This window comes from Modicisalibacter luteus DSM 23508, from assembly GCF_000378505.1.
In the GTDB taxonomy this organism is placed as follows: domain Bacteria; phylum Pseudomonadota; class Gammaproteobacteria; order Pseudomonadales; family Halomonadaceae; genus Modicisalibacter; species Modicisalibacter luteus.
Map to the genome: position 1 here is coordinate 339,630 of NZ_KB899989.1, position 20,851 is coordinate 360,480.

Genomic DNA, 20,851 nt, shown 5'->3' on the forward strand with positions numbered 1-20,851 from the left:
CGCATCATTTCAAGGCACGATGAACGTAGAGGTCGTAGCGACTGGTTTTGCCCTCGAGCACGTGACCGGGCTTGGGACCTTCGATGGGGGGTGCCTTGCGGGGGCGCTTGACCACGACGCGGTGGCTTGCCACGTCAAGGGCGGCCTCGAGCAGGCGCGGAGCGTCACTATCGTCGCCTGCCAAGTCGCGAAACAAACGCATCTCCTTCTTGACCAGTGCCGACTTGTCCCGGTGAGGGAACATCGGATCAAGGTGGACAACCTGCGGCGGCGCCCCACTCTGCGCCACGACATTGGCAAGATCGCAACCGGCATCGGCATGTACCGCCTGCATGCGTGCAGCGATCATGGCGATGTCCTCATCTTGCCGGGCCCGACGCAGGCCATCCTCGAGCAGTGCAAAGATCGCCGGCACCCGCTCCAGCAATAATACCTCGGCACCCAGAGTCGCGAGTACGAAGGCATCGCGCCCCAATCCTGCCGTGGCATCGACGATGCTCGGTGCCATTCCGCCCTTGCCTAGCCCGCACGCCTTGGCCACCAACTGGCCGCGGCCACCTCCGAAGCGGCGACGATGTGCTGCCTTGCCGCCAATAAAATCAACCTGGAGCGGATTGCCATAGGACCTAGGGTCACCGGCGATGGCCAGCCCAGCGGGCGTCTCGAGCAGTGCCAGGCCGTGCTCGGGCTGGACCGGCACCCAAGCCATACCTAGACGTTCGGCCAACTCGCGCAGCCCTTCACCTACCGCGACGATGCCCTGCGGCTCTCTAGCTTCCTGCGTCACGCCACCCACATCCAGAGCAGTACACCCCCCAGCAGCAGGCGGTAGGCCACGAACGGCCACATGCCAATGCGATCCAGCGCTGCCAGAAACAACTTGATACAGATCAGCGCTGCGATGAAAGAGAGACCAGCCCCAATCAGTACATCGTAGATTGCTGCATCCGAGCCGGACTCTACCAACTCCAGTCCCTTGAGCGTACCGGCAGCAATGATCAACGGTATCGATAACAGGAAAGAGAACCGCGCCGAGCTGAGGCGATCGAAGCCCAACAATAGCGCCGCCGTAATGGTAATTCCCGAACGGGACGTGCCCGGGATCAGGGCAATGGCCTGGAACAGACCGATGATAAGTGCGGCCTTGATAGTCAGCGTCGCCAAATCGCGGGTACGGCTACCCCGGGCATCGGCCCACCATAACAGCAGACCGAACACGATGGTGGTAATCGCGATCACCAGCGACGAGCGCAGCGAGGATTCAATGAGATCGTTGAACAACCCGCCGATGATGACGGCCGGCACGGTGGCTAGCAGCACCATCCAGCCCAGCCAGCTGGATTCGTTCTGGCGCGAGGCCAACGACCCCGAACCGGCGAACTGGCCAAACCAGCCGGACAGGATCGCGACGATATCGCGTCGAAACGCCATCATCACGGCGGCCAGCGTGCCCACGTGAACGGCGACATCGAAGGCCAACCCCTGGTCAGGCCAGCCCAGCACCTGCGAGGGCAGAATCAAATGAGCTGACGAGGAAATAGGCAGAAATTCTGTCACCCCTTGAATGAGGGCCAGCACTACCAGTTGAAACCAGTCCATTGATGTTTCCTGTATCCATGGGAGGGGAAATGGGCCCGAGGCCGCCGAGATATATTGCCTATCGTGAGCGTTGAGGCCTAGCGCTTCTGCCAAGCCACCTGATCACGTAGATAAACAGGGACGACCTCGTGAGCTAACTGGCCATCACCGGCCTCGAAAGCATCGACTGCGAGCCGGACCATGTCGGCCGCATCGGGCTGCAAGTCGGGAAGCCGTTGGCTCAGGGCCGCCTGGACCAGCGTCGGCATGGCGTCCCAAAGCGCCCAGCCGGAACCCACACCGCACCAGTCGGCATCCTGGTAGGCCAAAGGAATGCGCAATTGCTCGGGCGGCATGACAGTTTCGTCAAGCACTTGGGTCAGGCGACCGTCCTGGCAGCGGTAGGCCGCCACATAGATCTCGTTCATGCGCGCGTCGAGAGCAGAAATCACGTAGCGCAGGTGATACTGGCGATGCGCCGCCAGCGCCAGAGCCTCGAGGGTCGAGACGCCGATAAGCGGCCTATCGAGCCCAAAGGCCAGCCCTTGGGCAACCCCAGCAGCAATACGCAGGCCAGTGAACGAGCCCGGTCCACGCCCGTAGGCCAGAGCATCCAGATCGGCGGGCATCAGTCCCGCTTCGGCTAGAACCTCGTCGATCATCGGCATCAGCCGTCGGGTGTGCTCACGAGGCGTGAGAGCGAAGCGGGAAATCACCTCGCCCTTGTGCCAGACAGCACAGGAACAGGCGCTAGAGGAGGCATCCAGGGCCAACAGCGTCGACATCGGCGGTTCACGGGGTTATGAAATGAGTGGGCATTATACGACCGTGGCCCGCCCTGCAAAACCCGCCCCAGAACGACGACGGCCCGGACACTGTCCGGGCCGTCAACATGGCAAGCTAGCCGGTCTTCATTAGCCTTCCAAGGCCTTGATGACCTGTGCGCGGATGTCCTCGACGCTACCGATGCCCTCGATGCGGTGATAGGTCGGGGCGGATGCTGGTTCCTGCTCGGCCCACTGACAATAATAATTGACTAGCGGCTCGGTCTGCTCATGGTAGACCGAGAGACGATTACGAACCGTCGACTCGCGGTCGTCGTCACGCTGGATCAATCCCTCGCCGGTCACATCGTCCTTGCCATCCTCCTTGGGGGGATTGTAGTCGACATGGTAGACACGGCCCGAGCTGGGGTGCACGCGCCGCCCGGCCAGGCGGTTGACGATTTCTTCATCGTCGACGGCGATCTCGACCACGTGGTCGAGCTTGACACCAGATTCCTTGAGCGCATCGGCCTGGGGAATCGTGCGTGGGAAACCGTCGAACAGGAAGCCGTTGGCGCAGTCCGGCTGGCTGATGCGTTCCTTGACCAGCGCAATGATGATGTCATCCGACACCAGACCGCCACTGGACATGATCTCCTTGACCTTGAGACCCAGTTCGCTGCCTTCCTTGACCGCGGCGCGCAGCATGTCCCCAGTGGAAATCTGGGGAATACCGAAACGCTCGCAGATGAACTGGGCCTGGGTACCCTTGCCGGCACCGGGGGCCCCCAACAGAATCAAACGCATCTGTACTGCTCCTTGAAGTATCGAATCAATGGTTTGTTATCGAAGTCGGTCATGGCCGGCATTGCCGACCAAGGATAAAAACGAGGCGTCAGACGATACCGGTGGCGCGGTTACCAGACAAGCACACTTAAGTCATGGGTGTCATGATGACGCATGTCGACCACTTTAGCGACCGCCTGGCATCGTGCCACTGCACTTTGGTTGCGCTTGCCCAGCACGCCGTCTTGCCACCATGAGTTAACCATAAAAAAGGCGGCCCGAAGGCCGCCTTGTCTGACAGAGCTGCGTTACAACAACAACCGCCGAATGTCGCTCAGCGCCTGGGCCAGGAACGCCGTGAAGCGTGCCGCGTCGGCCCCATTGACGGCACGGTGGTCGTAGGACAAGCTCAGCGGCATCATCAGCCGCGGCGCGAAATCCTTGCCATCCCATACCGGCTTCATCTGTGCCTTGGAGACGCCGAGGATGGCGACTTCCGGGGCATTGACGATAGGCGTGAAAGCGGTACCACCGATCGACCCGAGACTGGAGATGGTGAAACAGCCACCCTGCATCTCCTCGCGCTTGAGCTTCTTGGCCTGAGCGCGCTTGGCCAGATCCACGGATTCACGTGCCAGATCGTACAGCGACTTCTTATCGGCATCGCGGATCACCGGCACCATCAAGCCATCCGGCGTATCGACGGCTACTCCAATGTGAACGTACTTCTTCCACACCAGCTTGTCGCCGTCAGGGTGCAGGCTGACATTGAACTGCGGGAACTTGCGCAAGGCAAAGGCGCACGCCTTGATCAAGAACGGCAGCGGTGTGAGCTTGGCCCCTTCGGCTTCGGCCTCGGCCTTCATCGACTTACGGAAGGCCTCCAGCTCGGTGATATCCGCCTCGTCGAATTGGGTGACGTGCGGTACATTCAGCCAACTACGGTGCAGGTTTGTTGCGCCTGCCTTGAGCAGGCGTCCCATTGGCTGCTCCTCGACCTCACCGAACTGGCTGAAGTCGACAGCCGGGATTGGCGGAATACCGCCGCCTGCCGTAGCGGTCGCCCCTGTTGCCGGAGCTTCCTTGCGCTGCTTGAGCACCTGCTTGACGTAGGCATGCACGTCTTCCTTGAGGACGCGCCCCTTGGGCCCGCTGGGTGTGACTTCAGAGAGCTCGACGCCCAGCTCGCGTGCCAGCATGCGTACCGCCGGTCCGGCATGAGCCAGCGTACCCTTGCGAGGCTGCTGGTTCGCCACCTGCGCTTCAGGGCTGGGCTTGGCCGTGGCTTCGACCTCGGCGACCTGCTGTGGCTTGCCGGCAGGCTTGTTATCGCTCGATGCCGCTTCACGCTTGGGCGCCTGTGCCTGCTTGGGCTTCTTGGCTCCCGTCACTTCCACGTAGCCGATCAGGTCGCCCTCGGAGACGGTATCTCCTTCCTTCACTGACAACTCGACGAGCTTGCCCTTGAAGGGGCTGGGCACATCCATCGAGGCCTTGTCGGACTCCAGCGTGATCAACGGATCCTCTTCATTGATCTCGTCGCCTTCGGAGACGGCAACCTCAATGATCGGCACGTTCTCGCTGCCACCGATATCCGGAACACGAATCTCCTTCCGCTGGGATTCTCCCTCGGTCTCTTCGACCTCGCCCTCCTGAGGCTCGTCGGGTTCGGCCGTCTCGCGAATTTCCTCGCCGCCGTGGCCTTCGTCCTGCGCCGACGCCTCGTCCTCGCCGCCACCTTCACCAGCGATCTCCATGGTGCCGATCAGATCACCTTCGGAGACGGTATCGCCCTCCTTGACGGCGAGCGAGACGATCTTGCCACTATGCGGGCTGGGCACGTCCATGGAGGCCTTGTCGGACTCCAGCGTGATCAGGGCATCCTCGGCGTTGACCTCATCGCCCTCGGCAATCGCCACTTCGATGATCTCGACATTCTCACTGCCACCGATATCAGGAACCTTGATCTCCACCGTGCGCTTGCCACCGCCGGATTTCTTGGCTGGCTTGGCCTGCGCCTGGTCGCCTGTCGTCTGCTTGGCAGGCTTGTCTTCCTCGGACTTATCCCCTTCAGCTGGGGCGCTTTCCTGCTCGGCCTCGCCGCTACCCTCGCCCTCGGCTTCGGCTTCGGCTTCGGCTTCGGCTTCGAGTTCAAGGATGTCGTCGCCCTCGGAAACGGTGTCGCCCTCCTTGACTAGGATCTTGACCACTTTGCCGCCCTTGGGCGCAGGCACGTCCATACTGGCCTTGTCGGATTCGAGGGTGATCATGGTGTCTTCCGGCGCAATGACGTCGCCCTCGGACACCGCGATCTCGATAATTTCGACATCGGTGCTGCCGCCGATGTCGGGAACTTTGATGATTTCGCTACTCAAGGTCGCGCTCCTTCCAAATCGTGCACGGGACGGGCAGGCCACCCCTTAAGCGTAGCCTGCCCTGCCGCCTGATCAGCTGACCAACGGATTGGGCTTGTTCGCATCAATGCCGTATTTTTTCATGGCCTCCGCGACGACCTTACGGTCGAGCTCGCCGCGATCGGCCAGCGCCTTGAGCGCTGCCACTGTGACGAAATAGCGATCGACTTCGAAGAAGTAACGCAGCTTTTCACGCGTATCCGAGCGTCCATAGCCGTCGGTACCGAGCACGTAGTAATCGGTAGGTACCCAAGCGCGCACCTGATCGGCAAACAGCTTCATGTAGTCGGTTGAAGCAATTGCCGGGCCGTCACGTCCTTCCAGACACTGGGTGACGTGCGGCTTGATCGGCTCGGCGTCCAGATCGAGGAACGCCTTGCGGTCGAGTTCGAGCGCCTCGCGGCGAAGCTCGTTGAAGCTGGTCACGCTCCAGATATCGGCGCCGATATCGTACTCTTCCTTGAGCATATCGGCCGCGGCCTCAACCTCGCGCAGGATGGTGCCCGAACCCAGGAGCTGAACGCGTGCCTTACTGCCCTCAGTCTCGCGCAGCAGGTACATACCCTTGATGATGCCCTCGGCAGAACCCTCCGGCATTTCCGGGTGCGGATAGTTCTCGTTCATCAGCGTCAGGTAATAGAAGCAGCTTTCCTTGTCCTGATACATCCGCTTCATGCCATCCTGCACGATGACGGCGACCTCATGAGCATAGGTCGGATCATAGCTGCGGCAGTTGGGAATGGTCGAGGCCTGGATATGGCTGTGGCCGTCCTGGTGCTGCAGGCCTTCGCCGTTCAGGGTCGTGCGACCGGCAGTACCGCCAAGCATGAAGCCGCGCGCCTGCATGTCGCCTGCAAGCCAGGCCAGGTCACCGATGCGCTGGAAGCCGAACATCGAATAGTAGATGTAGAACGGCAGCAGCGGCATGTGGTGGTTGGAATAGGAGGTCGCCGCGGCAATCCACGCCGACATGGCGCCCGCCTCGGTGATGCCCTCCTCGAGGATCTGACCGGCCTTGTCCTCGCGGTAGTACATGATCTGGCCGGCATCCATCGGCTCGTACTTCTGGCCTTCGGAGGTATAGATGCCGAGCTGGCGGAACATGCCCTCCATGCCGAACGTACGTGCTTCATCGGGCACGATCGGCACCACCTGCTTGCCCAATCCCTTGTGCTTGACCAGGCCGTTGAGGATGCGCACGAAGGCCATGGTGGTGGACACTTCGCGATCACCGGAGCCCTTGAGCTGGCTGGCAAACATCTTGTCGTCGAGACCGGGGATCTCGAGCGCTTCGAAGTCGCTCTTGCGTGACGGCAGGTAGCCGCCGAGCTGTTCGCGGCGCAGATGCATGTACTTCATTTCCGGGCTGTCTTCGGCCGGCTTGAAGTAGGGGATATTGCCGCTGTCGATCTGCTCGTCGGTAACCGGGATGCCGAAGCGATCGCGGAACTTCTTGAGCGCGTCGGTATCCATCGACTTGATCTGGTGCGCTTCCATGTCGGCTTCGCCGGAACCGCCACCCATGCCGTAGCCCTTGACGGTATGCGCCAGGATCACGGTGGGACGACCGTTGGAACTGTTCACCGCCTCGTGGTAGGCCGCATAGACCTTGTAGGGGTCGTGGCCGCCACGGTTGAGTTTCCAGATATCGTCGTCGGACAGATCCTCGACCATCTTCGCGGTCTCGGGGTACTTGCCGAAGAAATGCTCGCGGGTGTAGGCCCCGCCGTTGGCCTTGTAGTTCTGGTATTCGCCGTCGACCGCCTCATCCATGCGCTTTTGCAGGAAGCCCTTGGTGTCTTTTTCGAACAACGGATCCCAGAAGCGGCCCCAGACGACCTTGATGACATTCCAGCCGGCGCCACGGAACACGCCCTCCAGCTCGTCGATAATCCGCGAGTTGCCGCGTACCGGACCATCGAGGCGCTGCAGGTTGCAGTTGACCACGAAGATCAGGTTGTCGAGCTTTTCGCGGCTGGCCAGGTGCAAGGCACCGAGGGATTCCGGTTCGTCACACTCGCCGTCACCGAGGAATGCCCATACCTTGCGGTCGTGCATCGGCTGCAGGCCGCGCGAGTCCAGGTACTTCATGACGTGCGCCTGGTAGATCGCGGTAATCGGCCCCAAGCCCATGGAAACGGTGGGGAACTGCCAGTAGTCCGGCATCAGCCACGGGTGCGGATAGGAAGACAGGCCATTGCCGTCGACTTCCTGGCGGAAGTTGTCCATCTGCTCTTCGGTCAGCCGCCCCTCGAGGAACGAGCGGGCATAGATGCCCGGGGACACGTGGCCCTGAATGTAGAGCAGGTCGCCTTTAAAGTCTCCATTGGGAGCACGGAAGAAGTGGTTGAAGCCCACTTCATACAGCGTGGCGCTCGACATGTAGCTGGCAAGGTGGCCGCCCAGCCCCTTGTGCTTCTTGTTGGCGCGAATGACCTGCGCGGCCATGTTCCAGCGAATCAGCGACCGAATGCGCCGCTCCATGAACAGATCGCCAGGCATGCGCACTTCGCGATGCACAGGGATCGTGTTGCGATGGGGGGTCGTCACTGAGAAGGGCACCTGCATGCCGTCGCGACGGAACCGATCTGCCAGACGGCTCATCAGGTACTGGGCGCGCTCTTCGCCCTCACGATCCAGGACCGATTCCAGGGATTCTATCCATTCCGTGGTTTCGATCGGATCGAGATCTTCTCTTGCCTCCAGACTCATAGACGTCTCTCCGAGTGAAGATATTGTGTCAGTCTGCCCTCCACATCGGGCGGAGGGGCGTATGGCGCTCTTCAGTGCGGGCGCGACCTTCTACGGGTCGTGTCTCCGGTAAACCGTCTGTAGTTTCTTTACAGATGGGTGCCTCAGGCACGCAAATTCTGCGCACGAAGATACCGCAAACGCTGACCGCTGCCAATTAAAGCCAGTCTGGAAAACAATTCCATAAGCCATATTGCATAGCAGCATTAAGCACTTATACGTCACTTCACTGCCCAGCCGGGCCACCTCTGCCCAGTGTAGCTTGACTACACTAAGATCAAGGCCGATCGAGACACTGGCGCAGATAGGCCCAATCGAATGCCGGGCCGGGGTCGCTCTTGCGCAGCGGTGCGATTCGCGCGTGGCTGGTGATTCGCTGCGCTGTTAGTGCCGGATAGGTCGCCATTAACGCATGACTGACGCTGGCCAGAGCACGATATTGCTGCGCAGTGTAGGGATGAATCTCATCCCCCTCGAGCTCGATACCAATACTGAAATCGTTGAGGTTACGACGTAGCCGTCCCCCATCCCACCAGGACGAGCGTCCGGCATGCCAGGCACGCCGATCGAATGGTACGAACTGCACGCATTCTCCATCACGCCGAATCAGTAGATGTGCCGAGACCTTGAGTCCCGCAAGGCCGGCAAAATAAGGATGCTCGTCAGGGTCGAGCGTATTGGTGAACAGCCGCTCGATGGCGTCGCCGCCAAAGCGTCCAGGCGGTAAGCTGATCGAGTGCAGGACCAGCACCGAGATCTCGCCATGTGGCCGCTCGTTGACGTTGGGCGATACTACCCGCCTGCTCCCATCCAGCCAGCCTTGGTTAACCTGCATATTCACTCCCCTGCCGTAACCCCAGGACTTTCCCTATAATGAAGCCATTGTCGCACACCCAAGAGCACGGAAAGCCATGCACTATTATGAAGCCCTCGCGGAAGACATACGCATCAGCGCTGCCCGCCTGCTGGCGGAAGACGTCGGCCCGGGGGACATCACCGCCCAACTGATTCCCGAGCGTCAATGGGCCACAGCCCAGGTCATCAGCCGAGAGGATGCGGTACTGTGTGGCGTAGCCTGGGTTGATGAGGTCTACCGGCGCCTCGACAAGCGCGTGAGTCTGCACTGGCATGCCGCCGACGGCGATGCCATCACTGCCGGCAGTGTCTTTCTGGAACTCGAGGGCCCAGCTCGCAGCCTGATGACCGGTGAACGCGCTGCCCTGAATCTGCTTCAGACGCTATCGGGCACTGCCACCCGTACGCGCGATTATGTTCGCCAGGTCGCCGATACCGGGGTGCGCCTGCTGGATACCCGCAAGACGCTGCCCGGCATGCGTCTTGCACAGAAGTACGCCGTTACCTGCGGTGGCGGGCATAACCACCGTATCGGGCTTTACGATGCTTTCCTGATCAAGGAGAACCACATCGCGGCCTGTGGCGGTATCGCCGCGGCAGTGAAAGAGGCGCGTAAAATCGCCCGTGACGTGCCGGTAGAAGTAGAAGTGGAGAACCTTGATGAATTGACCCAGGCGCTCAAGGCCGGGGCCGATGTCATCATGCTCGACAATTTCACGCTCGAGGACTTGCGCGAGGCAGTGAGCCTGACCGAGAAGCGAGCCACCCTGGAGGCATCCGGCAACGTCAGTGAAACCACGCTTGGAGCCATTGCCGCCACGGGCGTGGATTGCATATCCATTGGCGCCCTGACCAAGGACATCAAGGCCATCGACCTGTCGATGCGCGTTACTCAGGTGGCGACACGCTGACCACATCCAACGGGGCCAACGGCTTTTCCAGCACGATGCGTGTCAACCGTTCGCCCTGTCGTTCGACCCACTCCTCGCCAAGTCGAGTCCAGCCCCGCCGCTCGAGACCCGAGGCCAGCGTCAGGCTGGCCTCGATACGCAACCGCTCAATACCTCGGGCACGCATTTCATCCTCGGCATAATCGAGCAGACACGACCCGATACCGCGGCGGGCCAGCGCCGGCCAAACGTACAGCGTCTCTATCCGCCCTTCCCGAAAGTCGAGTTCAACGAACCCCACACAGCGCCCGTCACAGGTCGCAACCAGTGTGGTAAACAGGGCCTGACGAGCCGCCCACGCCGCAGCCTCGCGCGGTAAAGCGCTGACCCAGGCTTCGCGCTGCGCCAGGCTATAGTGTCCGGCGGCTCCCTGCATCACTGCATGGTGGAAAACTTCTCCTTGGTCGGCGGCATCGCCGGGCAGGGCGACACGGTAACGAACGCGCTCCAGCATGACGTCAGCTCTCGCGAAGAATAAAAGGTAAAGATGCCATGGCCGTACTCCTCATGCCGCCTCGTCTCCACTCAACGCCTCGTAACGAGGGAATCGTGCGGCAATGTCACTGCCGGTCATTTTCGCCACCCAATCCTGGCTGTCGGTAAATAGGCGGATCACCAAGAAATCCGGCACCGGCCCCATGTCGAACCAATGCGGCGTACCTGCCGGGACCGACATAAGATCGCCAGCCTCGCAGCCGATGACGTAGACCCGCTGATCCAAGTGCAGATAGAAGATGCCCGAGCCGCGAACGAAGAAGCGCGCCTCGTCCTCATTGTACCGATGCTCGTCGAGAAACTCCTGGCGCAGCATTGCCTTGTCGGGGTGATCCGGTTGCACGCCCATCACATCAGCGGTGGCAAAGCCGCCATCCTGCTTGAGCCGCTCGATGTCGTCGGCATAAGCCGCCAGTATACCGTCCAGGTCGGCGTCGGGTGCGAGGCGGGAACATAGGGTCCAGCGCTCGAAGCGCACACCGTGGGCAGACAGTTCTGCGGCGATACGCTCGCCTTCGTGAGTAGATAGGATCGGTTGCTCACCGTCCGCTTCGTGATAGACGTGCAGAAAACTCATGAAAAGCCTCTCCTTAGCTTCGGTTTCCATTTGATGTGATAGTCCAACGCCTTCACGTGGCGTGACCAACCTTCCTGTCACAAGGCAGACTACATAACGGCGAATGGGCGAGGCAATCGAGACAGGGCTCGCCCGTGACCATGACGCACGGCATAATGCCCGCATGTTCGAGCCCCAATTTCCTCCATCGCCGGAAGCCACCTTCAACCTGGCCGCCGTCGGTCGCATCACCAGCGACTATCCCGACAAGTTCGGCATTCCCCGACAGCCAGGGCTGGTGCCTGCCGGCCGCGCTGTGCTGCACTTGCTGCCGCCCTATGACGACCCCCTCGCTGTCCGCGGCCTCGAGCAGGTGAGCCATCTATGGCTGACCTTCGTCTTCCATCGTAGCCCTGAACACTGGACGGCGCTGGTTCGCCCCCCTCGCTTAGGGGGCAATGCCAAAGTGGGTGTCTTCGCTACTCGCAGCACTCACCGCCCCAATCGCCTGGGACTGTCTCTGGTGGCCTTGGAGCGCATCGAGACCGACAAGGGTGTACGCCTGCACCTAAGGGGGCATGACCTGGTCGATGGCACACCGGTGCTGGACATCAAGCCCTACCTGCCTTGGGCGGAATCGCTTCCTGACGCGAAGTCCGGGTTCGCGCCGGACGCTCCACCCCGTCGTGAGGTGCGTTTCACACCGCGGGCATCGGCCATACTTGACGAGCGCGACGATGCTGGCTCGCTGCGCGAATTGATCTGCCAAGTTCTAGCCTTGGATCCACGCCCCGCCTATCGACGCGGTGGCGAGTCACGTATTTACGGCGTGCCACTACGTGATGTCGACGTGCGCTTTCGCGCCTGCGATGACGACGTGATCGGCATCGTCATGGAGGTAATGGACATCGTGCCGTTGTCTGCACCGCACCGCTGATCCGGTAGCCCCGACACAAAAGAGCGGCCCATGGGCCGCTCTTTTGTGTCGAAATGCGCGTTTTTCAGTCGAAAACGATGCCCAGACGACGCCCGACTTCTTCATAGGCCTCGATCACGCCACCGAGCCCTTGGCGGAAACGGTCTTTATCGAGTTTTTCCCGGGTCTTCTCGTCCCACAGGCGACAGCCATCCGGAGAGAACTCATCACCCAATACGATCTCGCCATTGAACATGCCGAACTCGAGCTTGTAGTCGACCAACAGCATACCGCCGTCGAGGAACAATTGCTTGAGCACGTCGTTGACCTGGAAGGTCAACGCCTTCATTCGCGCCAACTGTTCCGGCGTTGCCCACCCGAAGGTCTCGGCCAGCGACTCGTTGATCATCGGGTCGCCCTTTTCGTCATTCTTGAGGAACAGCTCGAAGGTCGGCGGATTGAGCGTCATGCCTTCTTCCACCCCCAGACGACGCACCAGGCCGCCTGCAGCCAGATTACGCACCACGCATTCCACCGGAATCATGTCCAGCTTCTTGACCACGCACTCGGTGTCGGAAAGCAGGCCGTCGAAATGGGTGGGTATCCCGGCCGCTTCCAGCTTGCCCATGATGAAGGCGTTGAATTTGTTGTTGACCATGCCCTTGCGCGCCAAGGCTTCCTTCTTCTTGCCGTCGAAGGCGCTGGTGTCGTCGCGGAAGTGCAGGATCAGGCGGTCCGGGTCGTCGGTGCGATAGACGGATTTGGCCTTGCCGGCGTAAAGCTCGTCACGTTTTTCCATGGGAGGCAATCTCCGAATGCATCTTGAAATGGGCCGAGAGGGTCGAGGCCGCTACAGGCTCACTGGAACGGCACGGATTGAGTGTGAAAAACGTTACTGCATACAGCTTAGGCGACCTCTTGCCAATCGAAGCCGTGATCCTGCGCGGCAATCAGCAAGCGCGACTCGTCGCCGTCGAGCAGAGGCGTCAATGCTTCCCAGGCCAGCTCGGGGCGGTTGTTCTGTTCTGACAGGTGCGAGCAGACGATACGCTGCAGGCGATCCAGCCCCAGCCGCTGCAGCAGGGCCTGGGCCTGGGCATTGGCCAGATGCCCCCAGTTGCCGCCGACGCGCCGCTTGAGACTTGGAGGGTAGGGCCCCTCGGCCAGCATGCGCGGATCGTGATTGCACTCCAGGATCAGCGCATCACAGCCCTTGAAGGCATCGACGACATGCTCGGTGGGAAACCCCAGGTCGGTCAGCACGCCCAATTGCCGGCCATGTGCATGAAAGCGGAACTGGATCGGCTCGCGTGCATCGTGGGGTACGGTGATCGGATCGATTTCCAGCCCCGCAATAGCGAAACGTGCATGTGGCGTCAACAGGTGATGCTGCGGCACCTTACCCAGCCGTTTCGATAACCAAGTGCCGGCACTCAAATAGATCGGCAAGCCATGGCGACGTGCGAGCGCCCCGACACCTGAAATATGATCGCCATGCTCATGGGTGACGAGCACCGCTGAGAGCTGTTTCGCATGCAGACCGAAGCGCGCCAGCCGTTTCTCGGTTTCACGCAGCCCGAAGCCGCAATCGACCAGCACATGGGTCTCGCCGTCGCTGACCAACGTGGCGTTGCCCTTGCTGCCACTGCCAAGTGAGGCAAAGCGCAACCCCGCACCGGCCGGTACGGCAGGAGCGTTCACCGCACTCTTCTGGCGAAGCTCGGCCATCAGCGCAGGGCCGTTGCCAAGGCATCGAGCAGCTCGCGGGCTTCACCGCTGCTCAGCGGCTCACCATCGGCCGGCGCGACATTGACCCGAGTCGATTCCGGCCCGGCTGACTCGACCTGCAAGCGATAACGGCGCACCGGCGCATCCCCTTCGAAGAAGCCAAGGAAACCACCCCGGTCAGCGTTGCGCGGTGCATAATCGACCAGCAATTCCCCGGTGCTGCGGTTCTGGTCGACTAGCTGACGCGTCTCACTGTCGAAGCTGTTCTCGAGCTGGTAATGCAGCTCCGACCAGGCCCGATCAAAGCCCAACGAGAGCAGTAAATACCACTCGCCGGCCTGGTTCTCGAGGCGCACACGATCATTGCGAGACAGGGTCTGGGCCGCCAGCGATACGCTCTGGTCCTGAGCGCCCATGGACGTCAGGTAACCGTTCAGCGCCGTCAGGCACTGGTCATAAGCCGAGGCTGCCCCGGCGGAGGCCGCAAGATTTTCGCAGCGCACTTCACTGGTATTGCCACGCAGCCCCTGACGTACGCGAAGTACGGCCTGGTCGGTCTCGATCCGCCCATTGGCAGGATCTAGGGTCGTCACTTCCAAACCACGCTGCTCGACGAAACCTTGCAGGCGAGGCCAGACGCTGGCAGGCGCTGCATTGACCAGCAACCAGCGATCCGCCCCGGCTTCACGCATCTCGACGAAAGCCTCTTCGCCTTGCCGGCTAGCCGCCAACGGCTGGGGGCGCGGCGCATCAAACTCTTCGCTCGAGGCGAGGAAGTCACTGTTGGCGCGCGGCACCGGCATGGCATCCTGATAGCGACCGGGCTGGCGAGACTCGGGCAAGTTGAGCGGCTCGGTCATGCGAGCGTTACGGTACTCTTCGTTACGATCGTAGTAGTAACCGTCTCGCGCACAACCACTCGCCAGCAGGGCAACGACGACGGTCAGCGGTATCAACTTGGAGGCGGGGTTCATGCATCTACCTTCTCTTGTACGTGCAAACCGGCACGGATCGGCCGTGAGCCGACTCCGGTCACGGCATCGCTGCAACGTTGGGTCAATCGTTCAGTACGCCAGCGAGCTGCAGCGCTTCTTCGACAGTGGTGTGATACTTGTCGGACAGCCAGGTCATGGGGAGACGAATACCCTGCTCGGCGTAGCCCATGCGGTGCAGCGCCCACTTCACCGGGATCGGATTGGCTTCGACGCCCAGCCCCGAATGCAGCGGTAGCAGTCGCGTGTTGATCTGATGCGCCCGGTCGCCATCGCCGGAAACAGCAGCTTCGCAAAGTTCGTGCATTAGACGCGGCGCAACGTTGGCAGTGACCGAGATGTCGCCGTGGCCACCCATCAACATGAAATCGCAGGCGGTGCCGTCGTCACCGGAGTACAGGGCGAAGCCCGACCCCTTGAGGCGATCGACCAGCTCTTCGGCGCGCTCCAGGTTACCGGTGGCGTCCTTGAGCCCGACGATGTTGTCGAGTTCGGCAAGGCGGAATACGGTCTCGTTGTAGAGATCCGAACAGGTCCGACCCGGCACGTTGTACAGAATTACCGGCAGGTTGGCGCCTTCGGCCACAGCCTTGAAATGCTGATACAGGCCTTCCTGGGTCGGCTTGTTGTAGTAGGGGCAAACGGATAGACAATAGTCGGCGCCCACTTCCTTGGCGTAGCGTGCCAGCTCTACCGCCTCGGAGGTAGCGTTGGCTCCGGTGCCGGCAATGACCGGGATGCGTCCGCGCACTTCTTCGACCACGGTGCGGATGACATCGAAATGTTCGGCAAACGACATGGTGGTGGGCTCGCCGGTGGTGCCGGCAGCGACGATGGCATCGGTGCCATTGTCGAGGTGAAAATTCACCAGGCGACGCAGCGCCTCCCAATCGATCTCACCCGTGACTTTCATTGGGGTCGCCAGCGCGACGATGCTGCCTGTGATCATCCTGCGATGCTCCTGTGAATCCGGCTCTGACCGGGCTGCCCCGGGCCCCTGATGGCCGTCGGCCTACTCGACTCGTACGTAACGCGACGGTGCCTTGCACCTCGCCACGATGATTCTGTTCAGCCTATCGGAAACCGGTCGACACGACCGATACATGGCCAGGTGGCCAATGGTACTCAGACGACGAAAGCGTGTACAGGTTCAGGGCCTGGCATGAACGCAGAGACTTTACAGTCTGACTGCGCTTGCGTGTAATCGTGACCTCTCGTCACGACAAAAGGAAACGTTCCATGAGCGTCAATGTCGGCCAACCGGTCCCCGACTTCACTGCCCAAGCCACCAGCGATACCACCGTGACCCTGTCTGCCCTGCGCGGCAAGCAGGTAGTGATCTATTTCTACCCGAAGGACAGTACGCCGGGCTGCACCACGGAAGGCGGCGACTTCCGGGATAACATGGCTGACTTCGAGGCAGCCAACACGGTTGTGTTCGGCGTATCTCGCGATGGTCTGCGTGCCCACGAAAACTTCAAGGCCAAGCAGGACTTCAACTTCGAGCTGATTTCGGACAAGGAGGAGGCGCTATGCCACCTTTTCGATGTCATCAAGCTCAAAAAGATGTACGGCAAGGAACATCTCGGCGTCGAGCGCAGCACCTTCCTGATCGACCGGGAGGGCAAACTGGCCCGCGAATGGCGCAAGGTCAAGGTTCCCGGCCACGTCGGAGAGGTACTCGCTGCGGCTCGGGAGATCAACGCTGCCGCCTGAGACTCACTTCTGCAAACCAACCTTCGGCGATACCGCCTCCTGGTCCCGCTTCGCTACGCTACGGGGCCAGGCCTGGACCAGCGCCTTAAGCAGGGTGGCCAGCGGAATCGCGAAGAATACGCCCCAGAACCCCCATATCCCGCCGAAGAACAGCACGGCGAGAATGATCGACACCGGATGCAGGTTGACCGCCTCCGAGAACAGGATGGGCACCAGCACGTTGCCATCCAGGGCCTGTAACACCCCATAGGCAATCAACACGTAGGCAAACTCCTCGCCAATGCCGAACTGGAAGCCGGCCACCGCCGCTACCGGCACCGTGGCCACCGCGGCGCCGATATAGGGCACCAACACTGACAACCCGACCGCCAAGCCCAGCAACGCAGAATACTGCAGGCCAAAGAACCAGAACGTCACATAGGCGGTAGTGCCAACGATGAAGATTTCGATCACCTTGCCGCGCACATAGTTGGCGATCTGATCGTCCATCTCGTTCCACACGCGCGTCATCAGCGTTCGCTTGGTGGGCAACAGTGACAGCATAAAGCGGGTTAGTGTTTCGCGATCCTTGAGCAGGAAGAACACCAGGATCGGCACCAGCACCAGATAGATGATCAACCCAAGCAGGTTGCCCAGCGAGGCCAGCGATAACGTCAGCGCCCGCTGCCCCAGCTGGGTAATTTCACGCCCTGCCGTGGCGATCCAGTCCTGGATCTGATCCGGGGTGATCAGCGTCGGGTAACGAGCCTGCAGTTCATCCAGCCACAGTTGCACACTGGCGAACATGCTGGGAATCTGCTGGATCAGGTCGACGGTCTGGTTCCAGACCAGCGGCATCACGATCAGCGCCAACGCCAGCAGCGTACCCAGGAACACCAGAAACACCAGCAGTACCGAAAGCAGGCGCGGCAAACCGAGCCGCTCGAGCCAGGCCACCACCCCCTGTAGCAGGAAGGCAATGACCAGAGCGGTGAAGAACGGGGCCAGCATCTTGCCCAGCCAGATTACGGCGGCGAAGCCGAGCACCAACACCAGCAGTAGCACTACCGCCTCCTCGTCGGAGAAGTAGCGCTCGACCCAGCCCCTCAGGACATCTCTCATCGTCATGCAACGATACCGCCCTTGCGTATCCAGTAGTGAAACTCATCATCGATCTCCTCGCGGGACACCAGCTCGAAATCGCTCTGATCGATGAACGTCTCGAAATCCCGCCAAGAACCGGGATCGGTCGCCAGCACATGCAACAATTCGCCTTCCTCGAGGCGTGACAAGGCTTGCTTGGTCTTGAGCAAAGGTAGCGGGCAGTGCAGGCCGCGCGCATCGAGTACATCGTCGGGTTGCAGGGCCATGCCACCTCCCGTGAAAATGGTTTGAGACGCGTCGATTTAAAGGCACTTTTTCCTACGAATCAATGTCGGAGCCTAGGGCCTGATGACGTTTCTTCGTAGTCTCTAGCGTGTTTCCAACGAGGATGGCCATGCTGCGTACCCTGAAATACTGCCTGACGATCGGCGCCCTGGCACTCGTCCCTTGTGCCATGCCAGTCGCGGCCGACGATTATGGCCTGCCCTCGCTGGGCAGTGGTGCAGGCAGCGTATCCGGCAGCGAGGAACATCGCCTGGGGCGCGCCTGGCTGCGTCAGTTCCGCGCCCAGACCGATACCTGGCAGGACCCGATCGCCCAGACCTACGTGGAATCGCTGGTCGAGCGACTTTTGCCATACAGCGACCTCGGCGATATCCGTATCGTCACCACACTGGTCGACAGCCGCCTGCTCAACGCCTTTGCCGTGCCCGGTGGTGTCGTCGGGGTAAATGCCGGTCTGTTTGCTTTCGCCGACAGCGAGGACGCTTTCGCCTCGGTGCTCGCCCACGAACTGGGCCACCTCTCGCAGCGCCACTACTCGCGTCGCATGGAGCGCGTCGAGGAAACCCAATTGCCGACCATGGCAGCCATGCTCGCCGGCATGGTGATCGCCGCCGGGGGTGGCGGCAATGCCGGCCTGGCGGCAATGATGGGCTCGCAGGCCGCCTTCATTCAGGACCAGCTTGCCTACTCTCGGCGCTTCGAACAGGAAGCCGACCGGGTCGGCCTGGAAGCCATGACCCAGGCCGGCTTCGACCCCCAGGCCATGCCCGCCATGTTCCGCGCCATGCAGCGCCTGACCAGTCTACAGGGGGGCAACCCGCCCGAGTTCCTGCTGACCCACCCGGTCACCGAATCGCGTATCAGCGATACCCAGAGTCGCGCCGATCAGCTGCCCTCCTCCACCCCCCGCGACAGCGACCCGGCCTATTCGCTGATTCGCGCCCGCGCCCTGCTGGAACTCAATGGCGACAACCCTACCCAGGCCATGGCCCAGCTTCGCCAGGACACCCCACCTGCCAGTGCCGAGCGGTATCTAGAGGCACTGATCGCCGCCCACCAGGAGCGCACCGACGAGGCCCTCGCTTCCCTCGACGCTCTGGCCCGCGAGCTGCCCGACCTTTCGCTGATCCCAGCGACTGCTGCCGAAATTGCTCTGGATGCCGGCCGCCGCGACGTAGCCCTGAGCCGCGCCGAACGTATTCTACGCCTGTCGCCGAGCTACTTCCCCGCCCGCCTGCTACGTGCCGAGATCCTGCTTCAGCAATCACCTGGCGACGCCTTCAACGCGCTGCGCCAGCTCAGCCAGCAGTATCCCGAGACCCCACAAGTCTTCGCTCTGCTTGCTGAGGCGGCCGGCCGAAGCGGTCATGAAACTTGGGGGCATCTGGCGCGCGCCGAGACCTTGCAACTGACCGGGCATATCGACCGCGCCATCAAACAGCTAGATGTGGCCGAGGACGTTGCCAAACGCAACGGCGACTTCAACATGGCGAGCCGGATCCGCCAGCGCCGGGAGGACTACATGGACTATCGCGAGACCCTACAGAAGTTCTAGTGACAGGGCACTCAGCAGAGGATGTACTCGGCAAAAGAACGCACAGGCCCGCCGGTACTGTCGGCGGGCCTGTGCCCCAATGCCTTGTCGACTTCAAACCACCGCTTAGCGCTTGAAGTTGAGCATGCGCTCCAAGGGCTTGAGGGCACGAAGGCGCAGATCGGCATCGACGAAAACTTCGCCGCTGCCATCGCGTAGCGCGTCGGCCAGGTTGTCGAGGGCATTCATCGCCATCCACGGACAGTGGGCGCAACTCTTGCAGGTCGCACCGTTGCCGGCGGTCGGCGCCTCGAACAGTGTCTTTTCGGGTACCGCCTGCTGCATCTTGAAGAAGATGCCGCGATCGGTGGCGACGATCAGGCGCTGCTGGGGCAGATCACGGGCGGCACCGATCAGCTGCGAGGTGGAACCAACTGCATCAGCGATCTCGACCACGCTGGCCGGCGACTCAGGGTGAACCAGTACGGCAGCATCCGGATACATCGCCTTGAGATCCTGAATGCCCTTGGCCTTGAACTCATCGTGAACGATGCAGGCGCCATCCCACAGCAGCATGTCGGCGCCGGTCTTCTGCTGGATATAGCCGCCCAGGTGCTTGTCCGGGGCCCACAGGATTTTCTCGCCCTTGGCATGCAGATGCTCGATCACATCCACCGCGATCGAAGACGTCACCACCCAGTCGGCGCGTGCCTTCACCGCCGCCGAGGTATTGGCGTAGACCACTACGGTACGGTCAGGGTGGGCATCACAGAACGCACTGAACTCATCTGCCGGACAGCCGATATCCAGCGAGCAGGTCGCCTCCAGCGTAGGCATCAGCACACGCTTCTCGGGCGACAGGATCTTGGCCGTCTCGCCCATGAAGCGCACGCCAGCCACAACCAGGGTGGACGCTTCGTGACGGGCACCGAAGCGGGCCATCTCCAGGGAGTCCGCCACGCAACCGCCGGTCTCCTCGGCGAGGTGCTGGATGGCGTCATCGGTGTAATAGTGGGCGACGAGCACCGCGTTGCGCGACTTCAGCAGCCGTTTGATCTCGTCGACGCGCGCTTCATCCTCGGCGGGAATTCGCGTGGGGCAGTAGGCGCGGGCCAGGTGCTCACGCACCAGGGCGCGGGGTGTCATGGTCGTCATCGTGTCTACCACTGTGACTGGCAGGGGCTCCCCCTGCGTTACAGAAGCGCCGGAGCCGACCGTCTTCGTACTCTCGACGCACCTGCCGGGATGGTACTGCGCCTGCGACGCCTTTCCCAGCCCCGGATAGTGTCTTGGACATCGGCAACTCGGCAACATTCCAAGACATACATAAAAATGCCCTCGCATCCAGAGGATACGAGGGCATCAAGAAGCATGGTGGGTCGTGTAGGATTCGAACCTACGACCAATTGGTTAAAAGCCAACTGCTCTACCAACTGAGCTAACGACCC

General features: G+C 61.4%; 20 protein-coding genes and 1 tRNA gene. 4 read left to right on the forward strand and 17 right to left on the reverse strand.

Features of this window, described 5'->3' with window-relative positions; all coding sequences use genetic code 11:
* Nucleotides 1–4 precede the first annotated feature (4 nt).
* From F568_RS0101595 to ampD, 7 genes are all read right to left on the reverse strand, one after another.
* Nucleotides 5–709 carry a class I SAM-dependent methyltransferase gene (locus tag F568_RS0101595; protein WP_051087915.1) on the reverse strand — a complete coding sequence of 235 codons (705 nt, stop codon included), beginning with the start codon at nt 707–709 and terminating at the stop codon, nt 5–7.
* Nucleotides 710–783: 74 nt separating this feature from the next.
* On the reverse strand, nt 784–1,599 hold the full coding sequence (locus tag F568_RS0101600) for an undecaprenyl-diphosphate phosphatase (protein WP_019016948.1): 816 nt from the start codon (nt 1,597–1,599) through the stop codon (nt 784–786).
* 77 nt (nt 1,600–1,676) lie between these two features.
* On the reverse strand, nt 1,677–2,363 hold the full coding sequence (gene tsaB, locus F568_RS0101605) for a tRNA (adenosine(37)-N6)-threonylcarbamoyltransferase complex dimerization subunit type 1 TsaB (RefSeq protein WP_019016949.1): 687 nt from the start codon (nt 2,361–2,363) through the stop codon (nt 1,677–1,679).
* 129 nt (nt 2,364–2,492) lie between these two features.
* Nucleotides 2,493–3,149 carry an adenylate kinase gene (adk, locus tag F568_RS0101610; protein WP_019016950.1) on the reverse strand — a complete coding sequence of 219 codons (657 nt, stop codon included), beginning with the start codon at nt 3,147–3,149 and terminating at the stop codon, nt 2,493–2,495.
* A gap of 287 nt (nt 3,150–3,436) precedes the next feature.
* Nucleotides 3,437–5,503 carry a pyruvate dehydrogenase complex dihydrolipoyllysine-residue acetyltransferase gene (gene aceF / locus F568_RS0101615; RefSeq protein WP_019016951.1) on the reverse strand — a complete coding sequence of 689 codons (2,067 nt, stop codon included), beginning with the start codon at nt 5,501–5,503 and terminating at the stop codon, nt 3,437–3,439.
* Nucleotides 5,504–5,575: 72 nt separating this feature from the next.
* Nucleotides 5,576–8,254 (reverse strand): pyruvate dehydrogenase (acetyl-transferring), homodimeric type, encoded by a 2,679-nt coding sequence (aceE, locus tag F568_RS0101620; RefSeq protein WP_019016952.1) that lies wholly within the window; start codon nt 8,252–8,254, stop codon nt 5,576–5,578.
* A gap of 316 nt (nt 8,255–8,570) precedes the next feature.
* Nucleotides 8,571–9,128, reverse strand: coding sequence for a 1,6-anhydro-N-acetylmuramyl-L-alanine amidase AmpD (gene ampD / locus F568_RS0101625; protein ID WP_019016953.1), 558 nt, complete (start codon nt 9,126–9,128; stop codon nt 8,571–8,573).
* Nucleotides 9,129–9,204: 76 nt separating this feature from the next.
* On the opposite strand from ampD, the gene nadC reads away from it, so the two are divergent.
* Complete coding sequence (gene nadC, locus F568_RS0101630) at nt 9,205–10,059, forward strand: carboxylating nicotinate-nucleotide diphosphorylase (RefSeq protein ID WP_019016954.1); 855 nt, start codon at nt 9,205–9,207, stop codon at nt 10,057–10,059.
* Here the strand turns inward: nadC and F568_RS0101635 are convergent.
* Nucleotides 10,037–10,552 carry a GNAT family N-acetyltransferase gene (locus F568_RS0101635; RefSeq protein ID WP_019016955.1) on the reverse strand — a complete coding sequence of 172 codons (516 nt, stop codon included), beginning with the start codon at nt 10,550–10,552 and terminating at the stop codon, nt 10,037–10,039. The two genes, nadC and F568_RS0101635, sit on opposite strands and share 23 nt — an antisense overlap.
* A 51-nt stretch (nt 10,553–10,603) precedes the next feature.
* A complete protein-coding gene (locus F568_RS0101640) occupies nt 10,604–11,170 on the reverse strand; it encodes a 1,2-dihydroxy-3-keto-5-methylthiopentene dioxygenase (RefSeq protein WP_019016956.1) in 567 nt (188 codons plus the stop codon).
* A 163-nt stretch (nt 11,171–11,333) separates the two neighbouring features.
* Here F568_RS0101640 and tsaA point away from each other — a divergent pair, with 163 nt between their 5' ends.
* Entirely contained in the window at nt 11,334–12,086 is a 753-nt protein-coding gene (gene tsaA / locus F568_RS0101645; RefSeq protein ID WP_040475770.1) for a tRNA (N6-threonylcarbamoyladenosine(37)-N6)-methyltransferase TrmO, read from the forward strand.
* 64 nt (nt 12,087–12,150) lie between these two features.
* Here tsaA and purC read toward each other — a convergent pair whose 3' ends face one another.
* The 4 genes from purC to dapA all read right to left on the reverse strand — a co-directional run bounded on the left by purC (nt 12,151) and on the right by dapA (nt 15,734).
* Nucleotides 12,151–12,864: a phosphoribosylaminoimidazolesuccinocarboxamide synthase gene (gene purC, locus F568_RS0101650; RefSeq protein WP_019016958.1), complete on the reverse strand. Its 714-nt coding sequence runs from the start codon at nt 12,862–12,864 to the stop codon at nt 12,151–12,153.
* 107 nt (nt 12,865–12,971) lie between these two features.
* On the reverse strand, nt 12,972–13,793 hold the full coding sequence (locus tag F568_RS0101655; RefSeq protein WP_019016959.1) for an MBL fold metallo-hydrolase: 822 nt from the start codon (nt 13,791–13,793) through the stop codon (nt 12,972–12,974).
* A complete protein-coding gene (gene bamC, locus F568_RS0101660; protein WP_019016960.1) occupies nt 13,793–14,767 on the reverse strand; it encodes an NlpB/DapX family lipoprotein in 975 nt (324 codons plus the stop codon). Before bamC ends, F568_RS0101655 begins: the two co-directional genes overlap by 1 nt.
* Before the next feature lie 82 nt (nt 14,768–14,849).
* On the reverse strand, nt 14,850–15,734 hold the full coding sequence (gene dapA, locus F568_RS0101665) for a 4-hydroxy-tetrahydrodipicolinate synthase (RefSeq protein WP_019016961.1): 885 nt from the start codon (nt 15,732–15,734) through the stop codon (nt 14,850–14,852).
* 290 nt (nt 15,735–16,024) lie between these two features.
* Here dapA and F568_RS0101670 point away from each other — a divergent pair, with 290 nt between their 5' ends.
* On the forward strand, nt 16,025–16,501 hold the full coding sequence (locus F568_RS0101670) for a peroxiredoxin (protein ID WP_019016962.1): 477 nt from the start codon (nt 16,025–16,027) through the stop codon (nt 16,499–16,501).
* A gap of 3 nt (nt 16,502–16,504) precedes the next feature.
* Here the strand turns inward: F568_RS0101670 and F568_RS0101675 are convergent, their stop codons facing one another.
* The gene (locus tag F568_RS0101675; protein WP_019016963.1) at nt 16,505–17,608 is read right to left on the reverse strand and encodes an AI-2E family transporter; all 1,104 of its coding nucleotides are present in this window, start codon (nt 17,606–17,608) and stop codon (nt 16,505–16,507) included.
* Complete coding sequence (locus tag F568_RS0101680) at nt 17,605–17,850, reverse strand: sulfurtransferase TusA family protein (protein ID WP_019016964.1); 246 nt, start codon at nt 17,848–17,850, stop codon at nt 17,605–17,607. Before F568_RS0101680 ends, F568_RS0101675 begins: the two co-directional genes overlap by 4 nt.
* Nucleotides 17,851–17,978: 128 nt before the next feature.
* On the opposite strand from F568_RS0101680, the gene F568_RS0101685 reads away from it, so the two are divergent.
* Entirely contained in the window at nt 17,979–19,424 is a 1,446-nt protein-coding gene (locus tag F568_RS0101685; RefSeq protein WP_019016965.1) for a M48 family metalloprotease, read from the forward strand.
* A gap of 105 nt (nt 19,425–19,529) precedes the next feature.
* On the opposite strand, the gene nadA is transcribed toward F568_RS0101685, so the two are convergent.
* Both nadA and F568_RS0101695 read right to left on the reverse strand, forming a co-directional pair.
* Nucleotides 19,530–20,558, reverse strand: a complete 1,029-nt coding sequence (nadA, locus tag F568_RS0101690) for a quinolinate synthase NadA (RefSeq protein WP_026300265.1) — start codon at nt 20,556–20,558, stop codon at nt 19,530–19,532.
* A gap of 217 nt (nt 20,559–20,775) precedes the next feature.
* Nucleotides 20,776–20,851, reverse strand: a tRNA-Lys gene (locus F568_RS0101695).

Coding starts and splice junctions, on each gene's coding strand:
- dapA (WP_019016961.1), bottom strand. CDS start 15,734: ATGATCACAGGCAGCATCGTCGCGCTGGCGACCCCAATGAAAGTCACG.
- F568_RS0101675 (WP_019016963.1), bottom strand. CDS start 17,608: ATGACGATGAGAGATGTCCTGAGGGGCTGGGTCGAGCGCTACTTCTCC.
- purC (WP_019016958.1), bottom strand. CDS start 12,864: ATGGAAAAACGTGACGAGCTTTACGCCGGCAAGGCCAAATCCGTCTAT.
- F568_RS0101640 (WP_019016956.1), bottom strand. CDS start 11,170: ATGAGTTTTCTGCACGTCTATCACGAAGCGGACGGTGAGCAACCGATC.
- F568_RS0101680 (WP_019016964.1), bottom strand. CDS start 17,850: ATGGCCCTGCAACCCGACGATGTACTCGATGCGCGCGGCCTGCACTGC.
- F568_RS0101655 (WP_019016959.1), bottom strand. CDS start 13,793: ATGGCCGAGCTTCGCCAGAAGAGTGCGGTGAACGCTCCTGCCGTACCG.
- bamC (WP_019016960.1), bottom strand. CDS start 14,767: ATGAACCCCGCCTCCAAGTTGATACCGCTGACCGTCGTCGTTGCCCTG.
- ampD (WP_019016953.1), bottom strand. CDS start 9,128: ATGCAGGTTAACCAAGGCTGGCTGGATGGGAGCAGGCGGGTAGTATCG.
- aceE (WP_019016952.1), bottom strand. CDS start 8,254: ATGAGTCTGGAGGCAAGAGAAGATCTCGATCCGATCGAAACCACGGAA.
- nadC (WP_019016954.1), top strand. CDS start 9,205: ATGCACTATTATGAAGCCCTCGCGGAAGACATACGCATCAGCGCTGCC.
- adk (WP_019016950.1), bottom strand. CDS start 3,149: ATGCGTTTGATTCTGTTGGGGGCCCCCGGTGCCGGCAAGGGTACCCAG.
- F568_RS0101685 (WP_019016965.1), top strand. CDS start 17,979: ATGCTGCGTACCCTGAAATACTGCCTGACGATCGGCGCCCTGGCACTC.
- F568_RS0101635 (WP_019016955.1), bottom strand. CDS start 10,552: ATGCTGGAGCGCGTTCGTTACCGTGTCGCCCTGCCCGGCGATGCCGCC.
- tsaB (WP_019016949.1), bottom strand. CDS start 2,363: ATGTCGACGCTGTTGGCCCTGGATGCCTCCTCTAGCGCCTGTTCCTGT.
- tsaA (WP_040475770.1), top strand. CDS start 11,334: ATGTTCGAGCCCCAATTTCCTCCATCGCCGGAAGCCACCTTCAACCTG.
- F568_RS0101600 (WP_019016948.1), bottom strand. CDS start 1,599: ATGGACTGGTTTCAACTGGTAGTGCTGGCCCTCATTCAAGGGGTGACA.
- nadA (WP_026300265.1), bottom strand. CDS start 20,558: ATGACGACCATGACACCCCGCGCCCTGGTGCGTGAGCACCTGGCCCGC.
- F568_RS0101595 (WP_051087915.1), bottom strand. CDS start 709: ATGGCTTGGGTGCCGGTCCAGCCCGAGCACGGCCTGGCACTGCTCGAG.
- F568_RS0101670 (WP_019016962.1), top strand. CDS start 16,025: ATGAGCGTCAATGTCGGCCAACCGGTCCCCGACTTCACTGCCCAAGCC.